Annotated in this window: 25 protein-coding genes and 1 pseudogene; 6 read left to right on the top strand and 20 right to left on the bottom strand. The window is 50.3% G+C overall.

Going from position 1 to position 22,374, the window contains the following annotated elements; all coding sequences use genetic code 11:
* Positions 1-26: 26 nt before the first annotated feature.
* From UC15_RS19275 to UC15_RS19200, 16 genes are all read right to left on the bottom strand, one after another.
* Positions 27-815, bottom strand: a complete 789-nt coding sequence (locus UC15_RS19275) for a type IV secretory system conjugative DNA transfer family protein (protein ID WP_112290217.1) — start codon at positions 813-815, stop codon at positions 27-29.
* Positions 812-1,264 (bottom strand): DotD/TraH family lipoprotein, encoded by a 453-nt coding sequence (locus UC15_RS19270; protein WP_112290216.1) that lies wholly within the window; start codon positions 1,262-1,264, stop codon positions 812-814. The genes UC15_RS19275 and UC15_RS19270 overlap by 4 nt, the downstream gene beginning before the upstream one ends.
* A 68-nt stretch (positions 1,265-1,332) precedes the next feature.
* The gene (gene pilV / locus UC15_RS19265) at positions 1,333-2,715 is read right to left on the bottom strand and encodes a shufflon system plasmid conjugative transfer pilus tip adhesin PilV (protein WP_112290214.1); all 1,383 of its coding nucleotides are present in this window, start codon (positions 2,713-2,715) and stop codon (positions 1,333-1,335) included.
* Positions 2,716-2,720: 5 nt separating this feature from the next.
* Entirely contained in the window at positions 2,721-3,383 is a 663-nt protein-coding gene (locus UC15_RS19260; RefSeq protein ID WP_157961007.1) for a prepilin peptidase, read from the bottom strand.
* A complete protein-coding gene (locus tag UC15_RS19255; RefSeq protein WP_112290211.1) occupies positions 3,383-3,859 on the bottom strand; it encodes a lytic transglycosylase domain-containing protein in 477 nt (158 codons plus the stop codon). The genes UC15_RS19260 and UC15_RS19255 overlap by 1 nt, the downstream gene beginning before the upstream one ends.
* Positions 3,860-3,928: 69 nt before the next feature.
* Positions 3,929-4,522, bottom strand: a complete 594-nt coding sequence (locus UC15_RS19250) for a type 4 pilus major pilin (protein WP_112290209.1) — start codon at positions 4,520-4,522, stop codon at positions 3,929-3,931.
* 61 nt (positions 4,523-4,583) lie between these two features.
* Positions 4,584-5,717, bottom strand: coding sequence for a type II secretion system F family protein (locus UC15_RS19245; RefSeq protein ID WP_112290207.1), 1,134 nt, complete (start codon positions 5,715-5,717; stop codon positions 4,584-4,586).
* Positions 5,714-7,219, bottom strand: a complete 1,506-nt coding sequence (locus UC15_RS19240; protein WP_112290206.1) for a GspE/PulE family protein — start codon at positions 7,217-7,219, stop codon at positions 5,714-5,716. Before UC15_RS19240 ends, UC15_RS19245 begins: the two co-directional genes overlap by 4 nt.
* 7 nt (positions 7,220-7,226) lie before the next feature.
* Positions 7,227-7,787 (bottom strand): type IV pilus biogenesis protein PilP, encoded by a 561-nt coding sequence (gene pilP, locus UC15_RS19235; protein WP_112290204.1) that lies wholly within the window; start codon positions 7,785-7,787, stop codon positions 7,227-7,229.
* A complete protein-coding gene (gene pilO2, locus UC15_RS19230) occupies positions 7,774-9,069 on the bottom strand; it encodes a type 4b pilus protein PilO2 (RefSeq protein WP_112290203.1) in 1,296 nt (431 codons plus the stop codon). Before pilO2 ends, pilP begins: the two co-directional genes overlap by 14 nt.
* A 2-nt stretch (positions 9,070-9,071) precedes the next feature.
* A complete protein-coding gene (locus UC15_RS19225) occupies positions 9,072-10,703 on the bottom strand; it encodes a PilN family type IVB pilus formation outer membrane protein (protein ID WP_112290201.1) in 1,632 nt (543 codons plus the stop codon).
* Positions 10,704-10,718: 15 nt separating this feature from the next.
* Positions 10,719-11,153 (bottom strand): type IV pilus biogenesis protein PilM, encoded by a 435-nt coding sequence (gene pilM / locus UC15_RS19220; protein WP_112290199.1) that lies wholly within the window; start codon positions 11,151-11,153, stop codon positions 10,719-10,721.
* Positions 11,153-12,157, bottom strand: a complete 1,005-nt coding sequence (locus UC15_RS19215) for a toxin co-regulated pilus biosynthesis Q family protein (protein ID WP_157961006.1) — start codon at positions 12,155-12,157, stop codon at positions 11,153-11,155. Before UC15_RS19215 ends, pilM begins: the two co-directional genes overlap by 1 nt.
* Before the next feature lie 77 nt (positions 12,158-12,234).
* Positions 12,235-12,435 carry a hypothetical protein gene (locus tag UC15_RS25785; RefSeq protein ID WP_112290196.1) on the bottom strand — a complete coding sequence of 67 codons (201 nt, stop codon included), beginning with the start codon at positions 12,433-12,435 and terminating at the stop codon, positions 12,235-12,237.
* A 62-nt stretch (positions 12,436-12,497) separates the two neighbouring features.
* Positions 12,498-13,199, bottom strand: coding sequence for a hypothetical protein (locus UC15_RS19205; RefSeq protein WP_112290195.1), 702 nt, complete (start codon positions 13,197-13,199; stop codon positions 12,498-12,500).
* Between the two features lie 231 nt (positions 13,200-13,430).
* The gene (locus UC15_RS19200; protein WP_112290220.1) at positions 13,431-13,940 is read right to left on the bottom strand and encodes a transcription termination/antitermination NusG family protein; all 510 of its coding nucleotides are present in this window, start codon (positions 13,938-13,940) and stop codon (positions 13,431-13,433) included.
* A gap of 306 nt (positions 13,941-14,246) precedes the next feature.
* On the opposite strand from UC15_RS19200, the gene UC15_RS19195 reads away from it, so the two are divergent.
* Positions 14,247-14,618, top strand: a complete 372-nt coding sequence (locus tag UC15_RS19195; protein WP_112290193.1) for a helix-turn-helix domain-containing protein — start codon at positions 14,247-14,249, stop codon at positions 14,616-14,618.
* A 153-nt stretch (positions 14,619-14,771) separates the two neighbouring features.
* The gene (locus UC15_RS19190) at positions 14,772-15,152 is read left to right on the top strand and encodes a cupin domain-containing protein (protein ID WP_112290192.1); all 381 of its coding nucleotides are present in this window, start codon (positions 14,772-14,774) and stop codon (positions 15,150-15,152) included.
* On the opposite strand, the gene UC15_RS19185 is transcribed toward UC15_RS19190, so the two are convergent.
* Positions 15,149-15,865, bottom strand: coding sequence for a PAS domain-containing protein (locus UC15_RS19185; protein WP_112290190.1), 717 nt, complete (start codon positions 15,863-15,865; stop codon positions 15,149-15,151). The genes UC15_RS19190 and UC15_RS19185 overlap by 4 nt on opposite strands.
* 414 nt (positions 15,866-16,279) lie before the next feature.
* Positions 16,280-16,726, bottom strand: a pseudogene (locus tag UC15_RS19180) (PAS domain-containing protein); the annotation flags it as partial.
* A gap of 657 nt (positions 16,727-17,383) precedes the next feature.
* Here UC15_RS19180 and repA point away from each other — a divergent pair.
* The 4 genes from repA to UC15_RS19150 all read left to right on the top strand — a co-directional run bounded on the left by repA (position 17,384) and on the right by UC15_RS19150 (position 20,728).
* Complete coding sequence (repA, locus tag UC15_RS19175; RefSeq protein ID WP_112290219.1) at positions 17,384-18,409, top strand: plasmid replication initiator RepA; 1,026 nt, start codon at positions 17,384-17,386, stop codon at positions 18,407-18,409.
* A gap of 955 nt (positions 18,410-19,364) precedes the next feature.
* Positions 19,365-19,931 carry a DUF2913 family protein gene (locus tag UC15_RS19160; protein ID WP_157961008.1) on the top strand — a complete coding sequence of 189 codons (567 nt, stop codon included), beginning with the start codon at positions 19,365-19,367 and terminating at the stop codon, positions 19,929-19,931.
* Between the two features lie 241 nt (positions 19,932-20,172).
* Positions 20,173-20,400, top strand: a complete 228-nt coding sequence (locus UC15_RS19155; protein ID WP_112290184.1) for a type II toxin-antitoxin system Phd/YefM family antitoxin — start codon at positions 20,173-20,175, stop codon at positions 20,398-20,400.
* 1 nt (position 20,401) lies between these two features.
* Positions 20,402-20,728 (top strand): type II toxin-antitoxin system RelE/ParE family toxin, encoded by a 327-nt coding sequence (locus UC15_RS19150; protein ID WP_112290183.1) that lies wholly within the window; start codon positions 20,402-20,404, stop codon positions 20,726-20,728.
* 582 nt (positions 20,729-21,310) lie between these two features.
* Here the strand turns inward: UC15_RS19150 and UC15_RS19145 are convergent.
* Both UC15_RS19145 and UC15_RS19140 read right to left on the bottom strand, forming a co-directional pair.
* Positions 21,311-21,601, bottom strand: a complete 291-nt coding sequence (locus UC15_RS19145; RefSeq protein WP_112290181.1) for a hypothetical protein — start codon at positions 21,599-21,601, stop codon at positions 21,311-21,313.
* 428 nt (positions 21,602-22,029) lie between these two features.
* Positions 22,030-22,332: a transposase gene (locus UC15_RS19140; RefSeq protein WP_112290180.1), complete on the bottom strand. Its 303-nt coding sequence runs from the start codon at positions 22,330-22,332 to the stop codon at positions 22,030-22,032.
* Positions 22,333-22,374 lie beyond the last annotated feature (42 nt).

Below are 22,374 nucleotides of genomic sequence, written 5' to 3'. Positions count from 1 at the left end.
AGGAAACTAGGGTCTATTCAGTAACATCATTGCGCCTCCTTACGTATGACAGGTTTCCACTGTTTTTTATCCACGACAAAGCCTGCCGGATCCTGAATGCGTTTCACCTTGTCACCAATCATCAGTTCATCACGTGTGCCGGTGACGCTCTGCTGGGTCTCTTTGACATCCGGTGCATGAATAATGCCCTGCTGTAGCAGCGTGGAATAACGGAGCATGCCGGTGTAATCACGGGTCAAACGGTTGAAATTGGCTTCCAGCGTGCGATCGGCACTGAGACGGCCTTCCTCCCAGCCACGACGCACGGCTTTTTCCCAGACGGCCTTCTCCTTGCTGTTTTTGGGACGGACGCTGGCATCCGGTGCGTCAATACGTTTGCTGGCAAGCCCTGGTAGCAGCCAGGTTCGCCAGCCCGGTGGGTTGCTGACAAAGCGAGCCGGAACCAGAATGTTATAGGTGCGATACGCCGTGCGTATCTGATCCGGTGTGATATGTGCCATGTCGGTCGCGGTGGCTATCACCGGCGGCATATAGCCCTGCCGGCTGATAAGCGGTCGGAAGTCGTACATATTGTTGAGCGTGGTGTCGCGGGCCGTCAGTATCTGACGAAGTTCCCAGGCTCGTTGGGCCTTCCCTCCCTGAAACCCTACGGTCTGGCCAGCATCGTTGAGCATCTGCCAGACGGTATCACTCAGCCCGTTAAAATCATTGACGGTCGGATTGAGGTAGTCCGCCATATCTGCAGGCGGGGCATCTTCTGCGAATGCAGGCAGCGTGCAACACAGCAACAGGCCCGCAAGTAGCTGTCGTTTCATGCGAGGCGACCTCCTTTATCCGGAAGCGCAAAGTACAGGTGCAGCTCCAGTGGTTGCTGTTTCAGGTTGGCACGCCATCCTATCTGCGTTTCCAGCTGGCGGAGCAGGTTCTCAAACGTGATGTTGTCGACATGAACGCTGACGGGCAGCGGTAGCCGAACCCCGCTGTATGCAAAATTAAGTCCGCGTTGACGGGCTAGTTGGGCGAGCAGTTCAATAGCATCTCCCTCCCAGTTCAGTGAAAGTCTGTCGCTGTTTGCCGCGAAACTACCAGGAAGCCGCGTGGCCTTCTGGTTTAGCGAACCATCAAGGTAAAGCTGCTGCTGTGTGTTGCGGATACGTGAGGCATCGTCTGATGCCTGAGTCAGCGGGACAGTATTATGCGGTTGCTGCGCCTGACAACCGGACAGCAGAATGCCTGCCAGCGCGGCAAGATACGTGGTTTTCATTATTAGCATTCCCATGTTTGAGGACGGAGATGTGTTCGAGGAAAAGGATGTGGACTCAAGACTCAATGTTATCGATATACCATCAAACTAAATGAACCGGGTGAACATCCGTAAGAAGGTAAGGGGTTGGAAGTTACTTGGTATGCCGCGCCTGGGGGAACAATAAAATTTATAGCCCCTGATTTACTCCAGTTCGAGTTCGCTGTTTGTGCCCCTGTGACATAAGTCCCACCAACATAACCAGCCAAAGCCCATGTATTTTTGCAGTTGTCGCCTTCTCTGATTCCTCGGTTAACCGTTGATTCGCCGCCGTTAGCGTAGATGACGATATTTTTATTACCGGAGTTAACACCTGAGTACGTGGAGATGTATGAGCCTAGGGATGCATATGAGCCTGTTGCTTCACCAACTATCGCCCATCGACTGGACTGACAGGAAAGGACGTTACCAGAAGCATTAAACCCGATTAATCTGTCCGGGGAGCATACCGCACCTTCGGTGGCTATGCCGTCCAACTGCAGGTACTCGCCGCCGGCTATACGACCATCAGAACGTACTGTTCCACCTTTGAGCTGGCCACTGGTATAAATTCCTTTGCCGTTTACTGATTTGATCCAGTCATTGTCATCCATATAAAGACCGCCGCCGTGCGCTTCATTCAGCCAGCCTTTGCCTGTGCCTGTGATGAGCCATCCGCTTTTGCTTTTGACATCGTTTTCGGCTGTGACAGTGTTACTGAAGTTTCCTGTTTCACCGTTAACTGCCTTAGCGTTGTTGAGATCATTACTGCCCATATCAATGGCAGTGTGCATCCGGTTCAGGTCGGGACGACCGCTGACCTGATAGCGATACAAACGGTCACTTTCCTGCAGGTCGGTGCCCAGTACATCCGACGAAAGCCAGGTGGCCAGCCGTCCTTTGGCTGCGCTCAGGCCATAGCTGTCCAGGTTCAATTCCCAGCCGGCAAATGCACCTATCGCCACATTGTCTGGCCAGACGTATCCACCCGAACCATCTACTTTCTGTGAGATGTAGCGCAAACCTTTATAGGCAATCTCCTGACCGCCGGTGGTCAGAACGAAGGCCACCAGTTTTTGATTGAACTTAGGGTCCCGGGCAATACCCACTAGATAAGTCTGTGCGGCCGTATTACGCAGTGAGAATCCTGTCGGTAAATACCCAGCCTGTTGCAGTTGTGCGCCTGTCACGGTCACGGGGGCTCCTCCGCTGACCTGACTCACCAACGCATCGCGGTTATCGCGGATATAGCTTTTCGCAGCGCTGCCTACGGCAGTCATGTTGCTTGCTTCCACACCCCATTCCATTTCCTGCATGTAGTTGGTATAGCGCGGGTAGCCATATATGACGGCGAGCATGATGACGACCAGCGCAACGAGTATTTCTATTGTCAGCATCCCCCGGTTAACGGGGGACGGTATCTGTTTATTCATGCGATTTAGCCTGTAGATAAAGGAAACCTCTGCGCCAGAATGGCCACGCTGAGGCAGAGACAAAGGTATGGGGCGAAGGGGATTTCCTGTTGTTTGGAGAGTAAGCCAACCATGCTGGAAAGCTGTTGCAGCAAAATGAGGCCAAGCGCTGCAAGGGCAATTACGGCGGCAGTGGGCAAAGTTAGCCAGACGCTCAGCCCTGTGAGCAAATACACATCACCCAGTCCGAATCGCTCCCTGCCATGTCGGTTTGCCCAGAGCCGGAAGAGAAAAATCACTCCAAACATTGCCAGCCCATCACTGATCGCCATCAATGTTGATATGCCCGACTGTGATAACAGGGAGAACAGCAGGCCGCTGAAGAGAAGGCTGTTAGTGAGCCGCAATGGCAACCATTGCCGGGCGAGGTCCAGCTGGGTAAGCAGAACGCACCATCCGAGTAAGATCAGGTCGCGTAGTACAACATGCCAGGGCAAACACAGCGAAAGTCCCCGGGTAGCGACGACACTTGCCAGAACGGCAAAAAGTAACACCAGGAAAGAAGATAAAGGCAGGTGCGTCGGTGCCACCCCTTCCGTTTCACGAATAAATCCGGAAGCTTGCCTTACTAGACTGCGGCCCATGAGAGCAAATACCGGTAAAAATACGCAAAAGGTCAGGACGGACATCATTGTCTTCGTACCAATAGCCGGTTGTAGTGACCGTATATGAGTCTGGCGTAAATCATCCTCCGCTTTTCATTATTATCAGCAAAACCTGCGTTGTATGAACCCAGACAGCTCCAGCTCACACCGCAGGTCTGTAAATGTTTCGCCAGTATCCAGGCACCGATCTGCACGTTAAGGCAGGGATTATTGAGCAAGTCATCCTTCGAACGAATCACCCCCATTGAGATCAGTTTGGGAATATGTATGGAGTTGATTCCCATTAAACCGTAATCGGTGCTGAGGACTTTGCCTGCCTTATTGCGGTTGGTATTGGTAATTTGGGGATGTCCTCCACTTTCCTGAATAGCCATGGCTTCAAGCAGCACGGGATCAATCTGATAACGTGCGCCGGCCGCCTGAAAGCAGAATGCAAAAGAAGAGCTGGAAGTCAGCAGGAGCAAGAGCAGCAGCACGGTACGTGACAGAATAGTTTCCATATCATCAGTCCGTAAAAAGGGCAGACATTTTGCCTGCCCGGTCAGTGGTTAGCGTGAAGTCACACTGCGTTACGTATTGCTTTTGAATTTCAGCGTGTTGTTACCGTTAGAACCGGTATCGGCCTTACACTGAGAGCCGGCGTTAGCGGCCGTGACTGCGCCGACCGTTGCGGTGCCGTTGATGGAGGTTTCAGAGACGACCGTGGTTTGTGACATTTTGGTGGCCATCGTCACACAGGCTTCCTGTGGGATGCTTTCATAGGTCAGAGAGAATCCAGTGTTATTACCACCGGATGAGGCTTCTGCCTGTACCGTTACGCTTCCGCCCCAAGTATTGATAACGGTCGCACTGCCTGAGCTCTTATCACCAACGAGCGTCATCGAGTTGGGTACGCCACCGAACTGTACCAGCGTGCCGGTCATTTTGGCCGCGTCGCTGAATTCATATCCTCCCTGCGTTTTCAGCAGGGTGCGTGTCTGAGTCATGATTTCCTGCGCATTGCCGAGTTCCATCGTGGTGTCATTCTTGCGGAACAAACTGCCGCTGTTGGCAAAGATGTAAATCACCATAATGACAATAACGGCGAGGATAATGACCAGTTCAATGCTCAGTACGCCACGGTGAACAGGACGCGGCAGTGCCTGTGAAGCTGAGTTCTTCATGAGTTTTCCTTAATTACTGTGAATGGCTGAAATGCCAGTGAGTGTGGGTGGGTAAAGCGTGTTACTGGCCCATCTGGCCAGCCATATCGTTAAGCTGCTGTATGACCTGAACTAACAGGATCATGTAGCTACTGACGATCAGGAACAAAAAGGTGGATAAGCGTGTTGCACGCCGTTTAATGATTTTCACTGCGCGGATTAGCCAGTGCCTGGCGTAGTTTTCAATGATGAGGTCGGCATTATCACCATCAGTGAGCAGGACCAGTTTGTTGACGCAATCTTTTGAGGGGAACTGGTAGCCGGCATTACGCAGTGCCAGCCCCAGATGCTGCCCCTGACGAACCAGACGGCGTGTTGCGTTCAGACGTTCCAGCAACCACGGAGATGCGTTACGCGACAGGATATCCAGAGCATCGAGTGTCTTAACATCTGCCCGCAGCAGGGCTGAAATATTGAGCAGAAAGGCAACGCCCTGAAAATCTTTGTACACCGACCAGGGAACAAGATAGTCAAGCCAGCGCCGAACCTTGCCGGTCAGGTTGTTGAATGACCAGGTTATCCAGGCAATCAATAACGCGACCGAAAGCGAAAGCAGGACGCCATGAATAACGACAAAATCCGACGTTGCGCCCAGCCACCAAATGCCGCCCTCCCAGGTTTCCCGTGGCACGATTTTGGTCAGCTGAGGTATAAAATGTTTACTGACCAGTACCATGATGCCAATTACCGTGGAAATTAGCGCCAGTGGATAACCCAGTGTGCTAAACACCGACGATTTCATTTCATCAACGCCCTGAACCACCGTCATTGCCCGCCGAAGCGCCTCTGATATCCGTCCATCCATGACGCCGGCGCTGATAATCGCGGCCTCCTGGCGGGGGATCCAATCGGCAAGGGCAACGTCGAGAGACTGGCCGTTACGAATAGCCTTCAGGCAGTCATCCAGCCAGACTGCAGAAGGGGAGGTGCGTTTACCAAAGTCGGTCGCGCTGTCGCGCATATTGGTCAGCGCAACTTCCAGCGTACGGTTGTTGTCCAGTAAAAAAGCCAAATCCTCATAAAGTGAAAGCCGGTCACCGGTAGAAAAGGTATGTCGATAAAGCCAGCGGGTCGCTGCCTGGCGGTAAACCGCCAGCCCATGCTTACTCTTTCCTCCCGTAGCCAGTTTCGCCCGCAGTACGTTCAGTCTTTTCATCGGCTGACGTCCTCCTTATTTAGGTCCAGCCAGCGGTCTTCGTCCAGCGGACTAATACGGTCGGCGGCCAGCGGGTCTACCAGACCAGCATTGATGTGATGTAACAGGTGCGTATTTCGGGTGATCCCGCCAAGCGTGCGGTGCCAGTAGCTACGGGCTGCCAGCTTTCCTTTTTCGCGATATATCTGCATAAAGGTAGCGTCGGGACTAATTACTTCAGCAATCACCGTTCGGCCCACAATGCCCATATGACAGCACTCACACCCCTCTGTATTGCGGAAATACAGATTGTCTGCCGCTAACAGTTCCTGCGTTAACAGGTCACGTTCGTCGTCGGTCAGTGTGCTCTCAACGGCAGACCAGGGCTTTTTGCACTCCGGACAGAGCAGCTGGACCAGACGCTGACTGATAAGACCGATCATCAATTGCGGATCCGTCAGGAGCGCTGGGTTAATGCCCATCGTCACCAGACGTTCCAGAATATTAATCGGGTCATTGGCGTGCAGCGTTGACAGCAGCAGGTGGCCGGTCATCGCTGCGGTTATGCTGGTTTGCGCTGAGTTGTTATCACGCATTTCACCGACTACCAGTGCATCGGGATCTAAACGCAGTGCGGCTGAAATGGCTCGAACCCATGCCGTTGATACGGCGGCTGGATTGTTTTTGTCAGCAATAATGGCGGTTTGTACTGCGTCTTCGATGTGCCCCTCAGGTGGGTCTTCGATGGTCATCAACCGACGCAGGTGCCGGGTACTGTCCAGATACATCGCGCTAAATGTGCGTAGCGTTGTGCTTTTCCCTGAACCCGTAGGGCCGGAAAGAATGACAATGCCTTCCGTGCGTTGCAGCATTCTTCGCAGGAGCTTTTGCTGTGCTGGCAGAAATCCCAACATATCCAGCGTAGGCGGTGCTGCACTGTCGTCGGGAATAACGCGCATGACCACGTACAATCCATATACGGCAGGGGTATGGGCATAACGGGCGCCGAACAGGTTCAGGCCCTGCAGAAAATCTTTTCGTAAGCGCCCATCCTGTTGCCTGTTGGGGTTGAACTGAGATTCTGCAACATCGCACATCGACAGTACGATGGTGGAGGCCAGATCTTCGCCATCTTCTTTCGAGATGGCATCGACTTTGATCAAGTCTCCGTGGATACGCATCATCACATGTGTGGTACCACCCTTTCCTATCTCCAGATGAATATCTGAAGCCTGCAGCTTTGCAGCCTGACGAAAGTAAGCGACAACCTTTTTCTGGTTGTCGCTGAAGTCCTGATTGAGCGTGTCTCTGGGTTGTTTAGCCTTTAATTCCCGTATCTGGTCCAGCGGAAGAAAATTAATGGCTATGGGTTTTTGGTGTTTCTGACGCAGTGAGTTAACAAACGACTGCACACGTACGTCAGCGCGATGATGTTCTGCGATCATCAACGAAAGCTGGCCACCCTCGGTCGTAACGGGGTGCAGCCAGTTCTCGATGTCAGCAGGAATAAGGGTGTCGAGCATAGAAACCTCATTCGGTGAACGGAAGGGTGTGGACTTCACCGGCGGCGGTCGTGATTTGCACTTCCTGCGCGGTAATGTTCTTGACCGTGTCACCGGTACCCGGAATGCGCTGGCCAATGGTGACCTCGACACTGGCACCGTCAGATAATGCCAGGCGGGTACGCAACGCTTTTCCGCTGCCCGCGATCTCAACAATACGTGGCAGACTGGTACGCGCCGGTGGTGGTGTATCGGTTGGCGGCGTGACTCCGGGAGCCGGTGCAATCAGGGTTTGTGTCAGTGGCGTAGGAAGGGATGCGTCATATCCATTGTTTTGCTGCAGGGACTGGAGCGCTTTTGCGCGTGCTGCCTGAGCTTCAAACAACAACGTATCGCCCTGGATGCGTTCAATTCTCGCCAGATTAAGCATGTCGCCAGGCCTTTCATTCACGGCGGGGATGCTATCGACGGTCTTTGACGCGTTTTCTTCAATTTTGGGTAGTGCCGTCGTGGGTGCAGCGTGTGCGCTCACTGCGATCCCGGCAAAAATGACCCCCATCAGAGAGCCGTATAATCTAGCGTTGGGCATACAATTTTCCTTCCAGAGAGTAATGCAGCCTTGCGTTACTCAGGCTGACCGTTATCCGCGTCAGACGTACACCCGAGGCATCAAACTGTGCCGGTGCAAAGAGTCTGTCGGGGGGAATGTCGGTGGTGAATGTAAAGCTGAAGCTCCGCCAGGGCAGAGGAATAACCTGTCCGTCAACGCGGGTTGATAATGCTCCGTCTTCAGTCAGGTTCAGGCGGGCACGCAGCTGCTGTGCGTAATTAGTCAGCCTTTGTGTCTGAGTGTCCACGCTGGCGACGGTTTCGGGAGCGTCGGGCAGCGGCATGTGCAGTGCCACTGAAACGCCGCCGGTATCGGCCCCCCCGGGGATGTTAAATAGCGGTTTAAGCCCCGGATACCAATGGGCCAGACGCCAGGTGAAATCACCAATAGTGCCGCCAGCCGGTTTGCTCCAGGCCAGTCTGATACCTTCCTGTGAGCAGTCGGCGGTATTAAAACGCCATCCTGCGATACTCAGCGGTGCAATCTTCCATTGCTGACTGCACTGGGTCAGGAAGTCAGTCAGGACAGGCTGGGTTTTCCAGGGCTGTAACGAGGCCGGCGTAGCTGACTTGATTTGCTCTTTGGTTTTCAGGTAAGCCGCTCTTGCAGCTGCAATACGCTGAGTTTCAAGGTGTGACTGATATTGTGTCACGCCAAAGTAGCCGCCGAAGATAACGACCAGCAGTGCTGACCATGTGATCAGTGCCAGACGATTTGATACCGGATGAAGTCTGGCGAAACGGGGAACCGCCAGACGGCTTAACAACACATCTAGCGTTTTATCGTCCCCGTTCACCCCCGGCAGAAAACCTGCAGGACAAAAGATGGTGCGGTCATCAGCTGTAAAGGTGTCAAAACTCAGGAACGTTTCAAGTGCCTGCCTGACCGTGTCATGGTTACCAACCACATCCGACAGTACGGAAAGTTGTCCTTCCTGCGTGGCGATAAACCAGTAACGGCCATCATCGAGCGCGAAGATACCCCAACCGTGAGAACCCAGTAGAGGAAGAACGCTTAACGCCAGGGAGGCTGAGTTTTTGGCTTCACGCGCAGTGATGCCGCATTCGGTCAGATTGCCTGAGCCGGTCAGTAACTGAGATTTACCCGCCGGCACCACCGCAAACCTGTCTGCATCTCGGCTTCTGGCCGCACGTCGGGCAGCTGACTTGCGCCGACCGTCAACCAGCTCCCATCGTAACCCTGCAACCAGCGTACGTGGACCCGTGCGGACAACGTAAAGTGCATTGTCATTATCCGTCATGCTCACCTCAGCAGCGTTGGTGTGATAAGGATCACCAGCATGGTGTCGTCTTTCTGACCGTTAGCACCCCCACCCAGACCAAAGAAAGATGCGGAGCCAACACCTTGCTTACCACTGGTGTTATTGACTTGCTGGAAGCCACTCAGTACCAGCGTCTGGCCAGAGCTGAGGATCACACGCTGATTAAAGGTCTTGAGCCGGGTTTTCATCAGCTCAATGCTGCTTTCACCACTGGTAAAGGTGCGCGATGTCGGGTCGTCGCTCATGTTGATAGAGAATTGCAGCTCGATTTTGGGTGAGTTGGGCATGATGTACGGCAACATGGTCATGTTAAAGCCGGTGGTGATCGTCGATTTAGTTATGGACGTTGAGGTACCGACATTGGCCGTTGAATCCGTATTGACCTGACTGGCGTAGTCTTGTTGGGTGCCCACCTGAACAGGAACCGCCGACATGTTGGTGGTTGTACTGGCCTGTTGCGTGACCAACGACACGTTGGCCTGCTCTGCCAGTGCGTTCACAAAGGCTTTCGAGTTCGCAAACTTACCGTCCAGGATGGATAACCCTCCCGTCATGGCACTGGTCGATGCATCGGTAAATGCACTGGTCAGCGAGCCACCGACGCTGCCGGAAGTAAATACGGCATTCCAGTCAATACCCAACTGATCCTGGCGTCGTTTTTCGACGGAGAATACTTTGACGTTCAGCACAACCTGCCGGTTGAGCTCCATATTTCTGTCGTCAATGTAGTGGCCCACGGCATCGAGTACGCGCGGTGTATCAGTGACTGTCAACATGCCTGCAGCCAGGAACAGACGGCCAACACCCGGTGTCAACATGGCTTTGATGGTGTTTTGCAGGTCGTTATAGAGTCCTGAGGTCATTTCCATCGTAGTCGTCTGAGATGTATTAACGTCCCCTGACATTCCTCCACCGCTGCTGCCGCCCGATGTGCCTGATGACGTGGTGGTTCCGCTGACAACCTTCGAGCTGAAGGCGGTTTTGGAGTCCATGAACATCACGGGGAAGGTTTTTGTATTGACATAGAAAATCGAGATGCGGCCCTGCTCGTAACGCCAGGACAGCCCGAGCCGCGTGGTGACGTTATCGAGTAATCCGGACAAAGAGCCCTGCCAGTAAACACCGCGTAACGTATTGCCCATGCTTCCGGCATCGCGTGTTACCGGGGCACCGCCTCCGATGGCGTTGAGCGGTACCATGCCGCTGGCATCAGGTGCCGGGACGCTCCCCTGAATCTTTTCTGTTTTCCCCTGCCCTGTCGTCATTGCCGCCTGTGCATCCGGTGTAACAACGACCGGCAGCTTGCATGTGCGGGTAATGAAGGCGCTGATTTCTGCGAGAGAAACATCACCCGGGCGCGTCAGTGTCAGCGCGCAACCGGGAAGTTGTGCCTGCGTCTGGGAAGGGCTGTTTAGGGGAACGGGATTAATCCACTGCGAAGTGAGGTCCTGCACCGGTGAACCCGATGAAAGCTGGCCGAGATGGCCTTTTGCAGTGCCATAGTCGCTATCAGACTGTGCCATTGTCTGGTTAATTCTGTTCATGCTGGAACAGCCGGACAGCAAAAGGCTGAGCGCGATGGCAGATGCCAGCGCCGTTTGAGTTTTATGCATAGGAGATCCGGAAGGTCAGTTGAGATAAACGAGGTATGTGTCGGGAATAACGTCAGGCACGGTGACCTGCATATCGTTACCCTGGTTATCAATTAGGCGGCGATTTTTCACATGGCCCAACAACGCAGAGTTGCGTGTCACTATTGCCAGGGCGCCCATCAAACCGAGGCGGTCTGGCTGGTATACAAACACCCTGTTGCTCTGAATGATGTGCGTCAGTGACGGCACTGATGTGAATCCCAGCACGCTGTCGCTGATCACGCCGCTGGTTTGCGGATGGTCATAGAGATAGTCATTGATCGTATTGATGTATTGCACGGTCTGCCTGGCCCGCTGCAGGTTTTCACTGACCGCATTTTCCGAAGCCTGGTTTGCATCGCGGTGCGTCATATCGGACGTAAACAGGAATAACGCCAGGAACATGGATAAAAGCCAGTAGCCCAGACCCATCAGCGCACCTCCTTAGCATCCACTTTGAGCAGGCATTGTGAGGCACTGATACCGGCATAAAGAGGAACAGCTGCGGTGGTGTAGAGGCGGAAAACGCCATTGAGGGCATCTTTAAACGAGCCGGAGAATGACAACGGTGCATCGATACGATAATTGACGTCAGTCAGCCAGGCCACGCTCCAGTTACCGCTTTGCCCGCCAGTACATTTTTCTTCTGCAGCCCATGAATAAAGGGTGTCCTTCAGCGTTGAACCCTGAATGGCACGCCAGATTTTCGGCGATGGCACTGCTTTCACTGTCGGTGCTGCGATCTTAACAGGCTGGGCGGGAACCGCTTTATCACGGGAACCACTGAATGGATTGCGCGGGCCTGTCGGTGTTGTTGCTGTTGGAGACGTAGCTTTGTTAGCCGCTGGGATGGTTGACTTGATCGCTGGCACCGCGCTGACCGGTTGAGTTGTGAATGCCGGCGTACTCCAGGCAACGGAAACCTGTTTTTTGGGCCAGTCAATCAGCGCAACCCATCCATGCTGGCGTAGCAAACCGTCGAGAACGTACGGCCACTGATCGTTAGCTTCCAGGGTGAGCCGTTGCCTGAATTTCGCTTTAAGGTCAGCAGAGATAATCGCGGTCCAGCCTGCCGGGATAACTTTATACAGAGTTGCCTCCAGATCCAGGTTGCGAGACCTGACGTTGACCAGCGTAAATGCTTCTGGTGTGCCGAGAGATTTAATACTGGTTAATCCCCGTAGCGTGCCAGGCAAGCTTTTTGCTTCCGGGGCCGATGATGTGTTTATGGCGGGTTTTGCAGGTGGAGGGCTTGCGGAAAGTGCCGTTCCGCTGGCTTGCTTCAGACCTTTCTGAGCCAGTTCGATAAGCCGCAGGTTTGTGCTTATCTGTGTATCCACGAATTGCTGAGCATTACTGTCGGCTGGTCGATTATGCGACAAGCTGCAACCGCCCAATAAAACGGGGATCAGCATGGTTGTGTGAATGATTTTCATAGGTTTCATCAGGTAATGGAATAGCCGTACCGCGTGATGCGTGTGGAGACGGTATTGCCAGGGTGACGAGAAGGGTGTTAGCGGAGATAGTCTTGCTGAAATTCTGCGATTTGCTCCTCCGCTTCATCGATTAAATTACGCAAAGAAGACAACGTACTGAGTGGCATTTTATCCGGGGCTCTGGCTCTTAGCCGGCAGGCCCGTTTGAACTGAATAACCCGTGCTGCCCGGCGGATATGCAATTCTCGCAGATCCTTTTCGGTGACGGTGATACACATAGTGGTTTTCCTTACTCTTTCGATTGGCGATTCTTTTCTGACCAAATAAGATGTGCGCATTATCAGTGATAACTCTCCTTCTTCGAGGGGGCTGAGTTTCGCGGAGGTTGCCAAATCCTATCCATGCTGGGACTCCATTCACCGGTAGGTAAAGAAGGGGTACCGATGTGCAGAGTGCGGATGAGACGCCGGTTATCCAGCTCCAGTTCATTAGCCACAACCACCTGAAATCCTTCCGTATGGAATATCAGTTCCGCGTCGTCATTGTTTTCTGCTGTCCGATTTAGCAAAAGTTGGAATGTGACAGGCAGTACCATATACCCGGTAGGTTGGAATGCATTTTCCATGCGTGTCAGTTGGAGCGCATGTTTACGGCGGTCCTGCCTGCGTTGCATCAGTTCCGTCGTTATGTTCTCTGGGAATCGACAAATGACTAGACGCCAGCCTTTCTGCATCAGGATATTAAGTGTGGAACGGAAGCGGAAGAGGTCGCATTGTTCTACGGCGGTGGCGTGACTCAGTAGAACGCTAAGGGTTGAGTCAACTGGAACTGCTTTATCACTGGTTTCCAGCAATTGACGCAGCGTGGTGAATTCGGCGTTCATGCCACGAAAACTGGGATTACCGCGCGCCGTGTCCAACCAGTTCGCGATAAAACGTCGGCGAGCTATTTCCGAGGTGAAGGGTTTTTCCTGATCGGCGGTACGAAGGGCAATCAGAATGCACCAAAGCAGATTGTGAACGGTATTATCTGCGGAGGACAAAGGCTATCTCCTTTAAATGAGTTGGTGTACCGAATGTCGGCAATGGTGTCTGTATCTCCTTCCGCCAGAAGGAGTACGCCATAAATGACCAGCCGGTAAAGGAACAGGGGGGATGTCCGTGGCAGGACCGGCTCAGACACCATTGCCGGCATCCGGTATTGCAATAACGCATCTGGGTGAAAAAAGAACCCGACACAAGGTCGGGTTAACTGGTAAATGCCGGGAGAGTGATTAGAACCCCAGCAAGCTGGGCTCGAAGACAAGCTTCATTAGCAGCGTCATTCTCGACACCGGTTGGGAATCTTGCTCTATACGGAGAAGGTACTGGTACTGTGTTGTTGTGAGCCATACCCGGGACGCGGATTCCAGCTCATCCTGCGCCTCTGGACTAAGAGCCGGGTCGGGATGACGCTTCATCAAACCTTCCACGATCAATGGGCGAAGTGGTGCAATTTGAGAACCATTCATAACAAAACCACAAAAGGCTGTGTGACGACGGATATTATCAACGGTCTGAGTGGCCAGATTTGCTTTCAGAAAAAAATAGCCGGGGAATAAAGGTGAAATGCGCTTACGTATACAGTTGATTTTATCCGTGCGCCGAATGGTTTTGATTGTCAGTGGCGTCCAGGGGGTGATGTGCTGCTCGCTAAGCCAGCTAAAAAGTTTCTCGCGGTTTTTGCCACCGGTAATGTACTGCGCTAGATACCAGGATTGTCCGTTAAGTTCTTCAATATCCATCATGCTCTCGCCCGAACCGATCCCCCTTAGGGGCCATTCTCTGTATCCGGCGGGGGCCGAATACACTGGGCGATAACGCTGAAACAGTGGCTGTCTCACTCAGCTCTATGCAGTTCAGACAGCGGCATCGCTCAGTCTATTCTTGATAATTGTTCACTCTGTCCTCTTGGCGGTAGGACGGGGAACGTCATGCATATTATTTAATCGGGGACATCAAGTCAAGCATGTTTGATTTGATGGATGGATATTGATTCCAGATGCCCAAGTGGTTTGTATCATGTCCTCTACATAACGAGGTGAGACAGCATGGTCCCTAAGCGACTAAAAGCAGCAAGAAAAGCCGCAGGGCTATCACAAAAAAAGCTGGCTGAACTAATTGATGTAGATGGCAGCAATCCTCGCTCTCGACTATCCAATTATGAAGTTGGTCGGTTCACCCCTTCTTTTGACGTTATCGTCCGCATCGCAAAAGCATTGGATTATCCGGAAAGCTACTTCTACACAATTGATGATGATGTGGCGGAAGCTATCCTGAAATACCATAGGGATAAGAATAGCGATGCCCTCAACCCGTTTTATGACGCTCACGATGATGCACGTAAGTACAAAACATCGCTGGATGAAGCAAAAAAAATGGTTGAGCGTCTTCTTGAATTCATCAGTAAATCAGCAGGTTAACGAACATTTTATATATGCGTCTGAGTTTATTTATCTCTGCTCTTGGCGGGGAGAAGAGACGTGTACCGATTCAACGCGTTGAATCATACGAGAACAGGAATGGGCAATATAGTGCCGTCTCGGCACTATTAATTTTTAAAAAGGGATGGCATTATGAAAGGTTTTTATGAAGAAATTGGTAACGCGGTTTATGACCCTGTTGCCGGCATCCGAATTGCGCCTTTGCAAAAGGGAACTGCGCTGAACAGCTTTGGTACCCGCATGGATGAGGGAACAAAGGTTAGTTGTCATGTGCATACGAAGGGTGACGAGTGGTATTCCATGCTGGATGGAGAAGGCGTTATCTACCTTGCGGATCTGGTCGATGGCGGGTTGAAGAACAAACGGCACTATCCGGTTAAAAAAGGAGATACATTCTGCATCTCCGGTAATACTGCGCATCAGCTGTATGCGAAGACACAGCTCGATTTTATTTTCTTATGCCCAGATTCACACCTGAGCACAGACAGAATTGTTTTGGATGACCTCTGCTAAGGTAATATACGGTGATGATGTGTCAGAAGTTGTTCTGGCACATATCGATGCCAACCATTCTCTCTTATAAAATCGATAAGCATCCGTGTATTTGTTACTCCCGCTTTATCATATATCATAGCGATTAGGTTTTTTATATATCCTTCAGATCGATTTAACTTTAAAGCAATTTCCTTTCGGCATAAATGAGAGCGTAAATAAAATATAATCATCCATTCTATTTCAGAGAAGATATTACTTGGGAGTGTAAGTAATAATGATTCAGCCTTATCCCCTTTTGTATAAAAGCGTAGGGATAAATGTTCCGCTTTGCGTCCATGGAAAAAAGTCCCAACGGTTTTTCCAGACGAATCAGGGAAAGGCGTTTTATCAAAAAAATAGGCTCTTAACTTTTGGTCTCTTCCGAAAGGGTGGATTTCTAGTGAGCTTCGCCGTTTCCCTGTGTTCTCAACAAGACGATCATGTGCCTTAAACATAGAGGCATACTCAGATGTCGTGGCAGGAAGTTCGCTATCCAGTCGACCTGCGACATTGTATCCCTTGGGCAAGTTGAGTAAATCATGATATGCCTTGTTAGCATATACAAATATTGATGACTTATCTTTTATTCCGTAAGGTTCATCCAGATTATCCATATATCTTTGGAGGACGAGTGGTATTTCTAATTGCGTGGTGTCTTGATTGACAAATTCGTTATTTATTTTCCGTGACATATTTTCTCCTTAATTAGTCAGAAGGAAAATAGAATATATAGATTTTCGAAGGCGTTTTATTAGTCTTTGTGCCTTAGGCTCTCGAATTTATGGGAGTAACTGACAATAAGCCCAATAGTTGCAGACTAAGGTAAATCAATACGGGGTGGTAATCCGTGGTATAGGGGGATTATATGAAGACGGGTAATTAAAAATAGGTGCAAAATGAACCGGTACAAATTGTACCTATTTCCATCCAGGCTAAAGTGGTATAGTTATATGTTGTCTTTAAACAAGATATCGTAACCGATCGACGCAAGTCTGGGCGGTACGTATAAGTACCATCCTTTGTTGACGCCAAGTTCCAGCAGTGCATCTTTCGATGATGCGCCTGTCCTCAGAAATAATCGCGAGATAACATTCCTCACTGAAATTTCAGAAATCCCCAAGAATACAGCTGCTTGATTTCTTAGTGAACTGCGAAACAGCAGGAACAGAACATCCCATTCCCGTTTTGTGAAGATGTCCGTGGGGGAGTGAAAGTCGCTTCACCATAGAATGGTTTTCTAAAAAGTACCCCATGGAAAGCCTTTCGAATGGCTTCAGATGGAACACCGTACCAACGATACGCCCGCTATCTTCAAAAAGTGGATATTTTTCAAACACAAAAGAACGATAATTATCACCAATTAACAGCGTCCCTACAGCTTCGAGGCGCTGACCTGTCTGCATAACTTTTTGGTCGTGATCGATCAACCTGCCAGCTAAAGAGGCAAGCGCTGGGACGGCTTCATAGCTGAATTTCGTAATGTCTTTGACTATATCCTCATGAATTTCAAGAAAATTAAAGTATGCCTGTTTGGCGTAAATATAGCGACTTTGGGCATCTTTAACTCCTCATGGTTCCTCACTTTGCTTGAAAAAATGCATAGCCTGTTTGGATATTTTTATTGGAGTCGGTTTGTCTGGTGTGCAAAGAGTAGTCATCGTTTCCCCACTCTTAAGTGAACATGGTGTTGGCATTGTTAATTATAGCTCCCTAAATGTTGATGTGGATCAATATTTAGGGAGCCAACTAGCCTTAAGTGCTGCGTAGACAGCGTTTTGAGAGTGCGCGTGCATGATCCTTCAGATCCATGAGTTAGCGCTATGATTTATAAGGATATTTTATTTGGTTAAGGTGATGGGGATCGTTCGGCTAGGATCCATTTGTTGCAAGCGGATAAAAAACGGGTAATATTTGCAAAGATTTCTGCTGAAGTCATCGACTTGTAAGAGGCGGGGCCGAGTGCAGAGGAATAAAAGGCTATGTGGCTTTAGGCGGCATAGTGTAGTTGGATGGGCATATCCTGAAATGCTCAAAGGGAAAAGGTACCGGGACAGTGGGCCTTGAATGCAAAAACCCCCCGATATCTGTCATCAACTTGGCGGAAGGCGTCAGATATCAGGGGGTCACAAAGCAGGCGCTGGCCTGTAAGAGATTATAACTCATGCAATTCAGAAAACAATACCCGAAGACCGCCATAAGTGTCGGCGGGTGTGACTAGCAAAAGTCCAAACAACCTATCTACCGATCCAACCTGGGAAAACATCAATTTCGATGCGCTCGAGCGTGCCGCGACAGATGACACCTATTCGCAATGGATTGACGAACCCCAGACGCAGTCCCCACCAAAACCTACCAAACGCCGAAGAGGTGAGCATTCTACTGCGTGTAAATGCCCTAACCCTTTATATATCCGGCCGGAGCAATACAAACCGTTGTCCGGTGAGTTTGGCCACGGCTATCGTCGGTTAGTTAAACGTGACAAGCAAAGTGGCCGTGTATCGCTGCGCATACGTATCTCCCGTCACCCCTACTTTGTTCAGATGCGTCGGGTTGTGGGACGTTCCCGTGATTTTCGTCCTGATCGGCAAAACCTGCTTGATGCGATTTTTCCCCTGCTTATCAGCGTCGCTGACAGATCAACGAACATCGTTACGATGAATGTCAGCCGGCTGGCCAACGAACTCAGTCCAAAAGACGAAGACGGGAACGTCATCCCGGAAACGGCCGTAACCGTTCGCCGGGTATGCACTCTGATACAGGAGCTCATACGCTTCGGTCTACTGGAACTACCTGAGGGTGTCCAGTGGGACAGTTTTAATCGCTACTGGTATCCGAAGCATGTCGTGTTGTCGGAGCAGTTCTGGAAGCTGGTTGGCGTCAATATCGATAAACTGTATGCGCAGCAGCAGGAACGGCTGATGGCCGAAGCTGATGGCCTTCTTGCTCCCGGAGAGGAAATTAGCGTCAGTGCTGCCCGTAAGCGTTGGTATGAACGTATGCGACACGCAACACTTGTGCGTCGGCGAGAGAATGCCCTGAAGCAGAAGCGTGCGAAAAAACTGGGCAAGCTGGAGTTTGACGACAGGCTCTATGCTATGGCCGATCATTTAACGAAAACGCTTCCAGCCGACGAGCTTTATCAAATGACGCCGGATGAATTCGAGCGGCTTGCGCACATGCGACTGTATCAACTGGACCTCGGGCTGGAACATGCCCCGCCGGACAGCGTTCACTGACCCCTTAATCTACTGAAAAATCCCCTCTAACCGCCGCTGGCGGTTTTCGTACTGCTCACAGTACGGGGTTCGCTCAAAAAAAGCACATTTAAAACACTCACTGACAACCCCAATCATGTTCCCGAAGGCAAACCGGCCTATTTTCTTTTCTAATCCACAATTACCCGCAATCGAGATCTGAACCTTACCCGGAAACCAACAATTTCTTACCTGCAATACATTCATAACCCAGAGGTCTTTTTCTTTTAATTAGTAAACTAATTAAAAAGATCTTACTCCATCAGGCATTTCCTATGGATTAAGGACATAAGTGACCGCCCTTGCAGCGAGCAAAGCTCGCGCCGGTTCGGAAAGTCGCTACGCGCCTTATGATAGCTCCCACCTCCGGTGGGCAAACTACAGCTCTGAGCCAGCGAGAAAAACGATAACTGCCTTACCCACTAAAAAGCCGCCCCGCCCCCGGCCAAAGGCCGGGAACAGAGTGGCTTTACAATGGATGTTGTAACTAGAGAAATGGTGTCGCTGGAAGTAGCGTTGCTGAATGTTCTCAGTACACGCTCGTAGCTTCGCTAACGCTCGCACGCGGAGATACGCCCCTACTGCGGCCAAAGGCCTTGTCGGGACCACTCCGACCGCGCACAAAAGCTTCTGCATTGCTTAAAGCGGGTTTGGCTCTACAGGGGGAGGGGTGGGTTAGGCAGAACCTATCAAACCTGAACCGGCTTCGCCGGGTCACCGGCGACCCTAAACAACTGCGTTGTATGAAGCCATTTTTGTCGCCTTCATGCGTAAACGCATAAATGAAAAATCTTTTAAAACATTTAGTTAGATTAAATATCGCGGTATAATTAACCATATGTGTAATACGTACAAAATGGATAACGCCAGGGAGAAGTAAATATCTGTGAGCACTGAATCGTTGACGAGAAAATCCGGCCATCTTGCATGGTGTGCCATGGTCGCCCTTCAGCTGGCAAAGCGTGACGGCCTGGTCAGTTCTGAATCCCAGGAAAATCTATTCCTGACCCGCTGGCTGGCCACCGCGCTTAAACAGCACCGATTTCCCCGCGATGTGGCCCCGGATATCGAATGGTTGCTAAAGCAGGGGCGAACTCTGGGAGCCAGAGCAAAGATGCTTCACAAGCTTGATTACCTGTGGCGTTCCTGCACCGGCGAGCTGCTGGAGCAGAATGATTTGTTCCGGCTTACTTACGCGCTCGAAACCGCAAAAGAAATGCACTGGATATACCGACTCCTCACTGACAGGGAATGGGGTGGCCGCAATGCCGTACCAATGAATGCTAGTGTTAACGCGATATACCTGTCCCGTTCTTCTCTCGATACAGCTTTTAATGATGATGGAAAACAGATTACGCCGCTTTTGGCCAGAGCTACCGGTAGTGTGGCTAATCTGAATAAACTGCTGGATCGGTGCGGTTGGCAGACCGAACCATGTCCGAAAAATGCTGAACCTTTCCTTTTTCAGCTCATGGCCTCTGCGCTATTGAAAGGTGATCAATAATACTTATTATGTAACACAAATGAATTACATATGTAGTTCTATATCATTTTATTTTACTGTCGGTAAATAAACATATCACCTGCCTGTCATCCTCCTGTTTTCGGTGTGCATCCAGCAAAGTTGGTTAGCCTTGGGGAATGTATCCGCCATTAGAACACATAGGTAACCCCTGCTAAGCGGCCCTTGCAATGAAACTATATTTAGACTAAATTTAAACTCTTTTCGTAAAAGAGTATATATCATGAGAGTCGAAACTATCAGTTATGTGAAAAAAAACGCTGCAACGCTTGATCTGGCAGAGCCGATCCTGGTTACTCAGAATGGCGTTCCTGCATATGTGATTGAATCATACGATGTTCAGCAGGAGCGTGAAAACGCAATTGCGTTACTTAAGTTGCTTACCCTCTCTGAGAAGGATAAAACTGACGGCAAGGTTTACTCAAGGGACCAACTGCTGGAAGGGTTGTAAAATGAGCTTTGTATTTCAATACACTCATACCGTAAAAGTTTGTATCGATGATATAGCCAACTATTTACGTCGTACAGAAGCTGAACCCAAAGAGGTGATCACCGCCATTATTGAGCAATTCGAAAAACGAGTGAGTGATTTTCCTCTTGGCTGTCAGGTCTGCCCGGAATTGCTGAAAATAGGATGTGCTAAATACCGTGAATGCAATACGGCAGATGGCTATCGTGTCCTGTATTCGGTCGAAGATAAAACCATTACCGCTCATGCGGTTTTGTCGCAAAAGCAGGATATCCAGCAGCTACTATTTAAGCGACTGATAAGTTTTTAAGTGAAAGTGGAACACAAATGCATTTCGTGTGTAATACATTTGTGTTCCACTTGGGGTTGTACGTCGGAATCGCCGAAATTTTCGTGAAGCATAAGTTGTGGCATTCGGCGGCCTGTACGTAATACCGATCGTTGATCTGACAGCAAAGGAATAACCAATTTGTAGCGAAAAATCACGGATTGCAACGTCTCACATAACAGGTACACATCGATTTTCATTGAAGGCACCATAATCGGATGCAGTAATGCATACAAATTACTTACAAAAGAGCAGGAATCCTAACGTCGGAAATTTCGTCGGTTCCGGCGCAGAACCCAATTTGCATTTATTTAGAGCCGAAAACGGGATTGTTGCGAGTCGATGAAGTTTCGATTGCGAGCTGTTATAATCAGGCTTTACAACCCCAATCAGAAAGATTGTTTTGGGAACGCTCTAAAATCGTGGCCAAAGTTTGTTGATCGTTTCAACCTGCATCCTCTGATGGTACACGAGCCAACGTTTATGAGGCCCGCATACGAAATTCTATCGCGGTCACCCCTCCACAGAGCAAGCAGGCTGTTGTTGACTGTTTATTACATCAGCTCAGCTGAGCCCGTTTTCCCTGAGAATTTCCTGGGTACGTAGCAGGATATCAATCGCTTCAACTTTTTCATTCACCATGAGCACTTCTACGGCCATCCTTAACAACCGGTTGTCCTGAAGCGCCTTCCCCATGAGCAGTAAATTTGTGGATATTTGAATTCTGGCCATGTGGGCAGGTTTTTCGTCATCGTTTTTGTAAAGACTCAATATTGCCTCCCTGGCATCCTCTCTCATCTTTGAAAAATCCCCGTCCCTGTAGCAGGCTATGCTCTCTTTTATCGCTCGTTGCATCCGGGCTTCCTCCCTATATCGTTTAGTCAAATCAGCGCATGAGTTAATTTTAGATGCGCAGTCGCACTGCCGCCGTGCTCAAAGTTGAGTCAAATCAATTAACACGACACTATTGTTGCGGATGTGGTTACGGGAATGTCTCTGCCGTTTTTAGTGAGTATGGAGGTGATATTTTTTTTAGAATAACATCCTGTTATTTCCCTTCATTGCCGGGCAACGCTCACCACGTTTTTGCAGGGTAATGATGTACGGATTTCAGGATACAACGCTTTATAATTTTTAATTAAACAGGATGATGGGATGCTTGAACTGTTTGACGTGAACTATGAAGAGCTCAATATGGGGCGGGTGGATGAGCTTTACCGTCTATGTTCTGGTCTAATAAAAGTTGACCCCCATTAAGCAGCGCTCTTTCACCCACTCTGATTTCAGACTACCAAAAAACGTTCCATAACAGCATTACCCCAGCAATTTTCCCGCCGGTTTTGGCTGAGTTCTACATTTTCAGCACGCAGGCGGCGCAATTCGGCTTTGAGTTCGCTGCGAGGTCTTTCTCCCGACAGCTCAGTTTGCAGGGATTGCTCATAAGCAGTCACCCAGCGACTGATATTCTGATCGACGACGTTGAGCTGACGGGCAACTTCAACACATGAAAACCCTTGTTCACAAACAAGTTTGGCGGCTTCGATCTTGAATTCTTTGCTGTAATTTTTGCGTGTAGTTCTGGCCATAGGCACCTCCGTTTCAAGGATTATATCCTCTTATGTCGGTGT

It is taken from the genome of Rahnella sp. AN3-3W3 (assembly GCF_003263545.1).
Classification (GTDB): domain Bacteria; phylum Pseudomonadota; class Gammaproteobacteria; order Enterobacterales; family Enterobacteriaceae; genus Rahnella; species Rahnella variigena.
The sequence above is the reverse complement of the archived record's forward strand: the minus strand, read 5'-3'. Positions and strand labels throughout refer to the sequence as shown.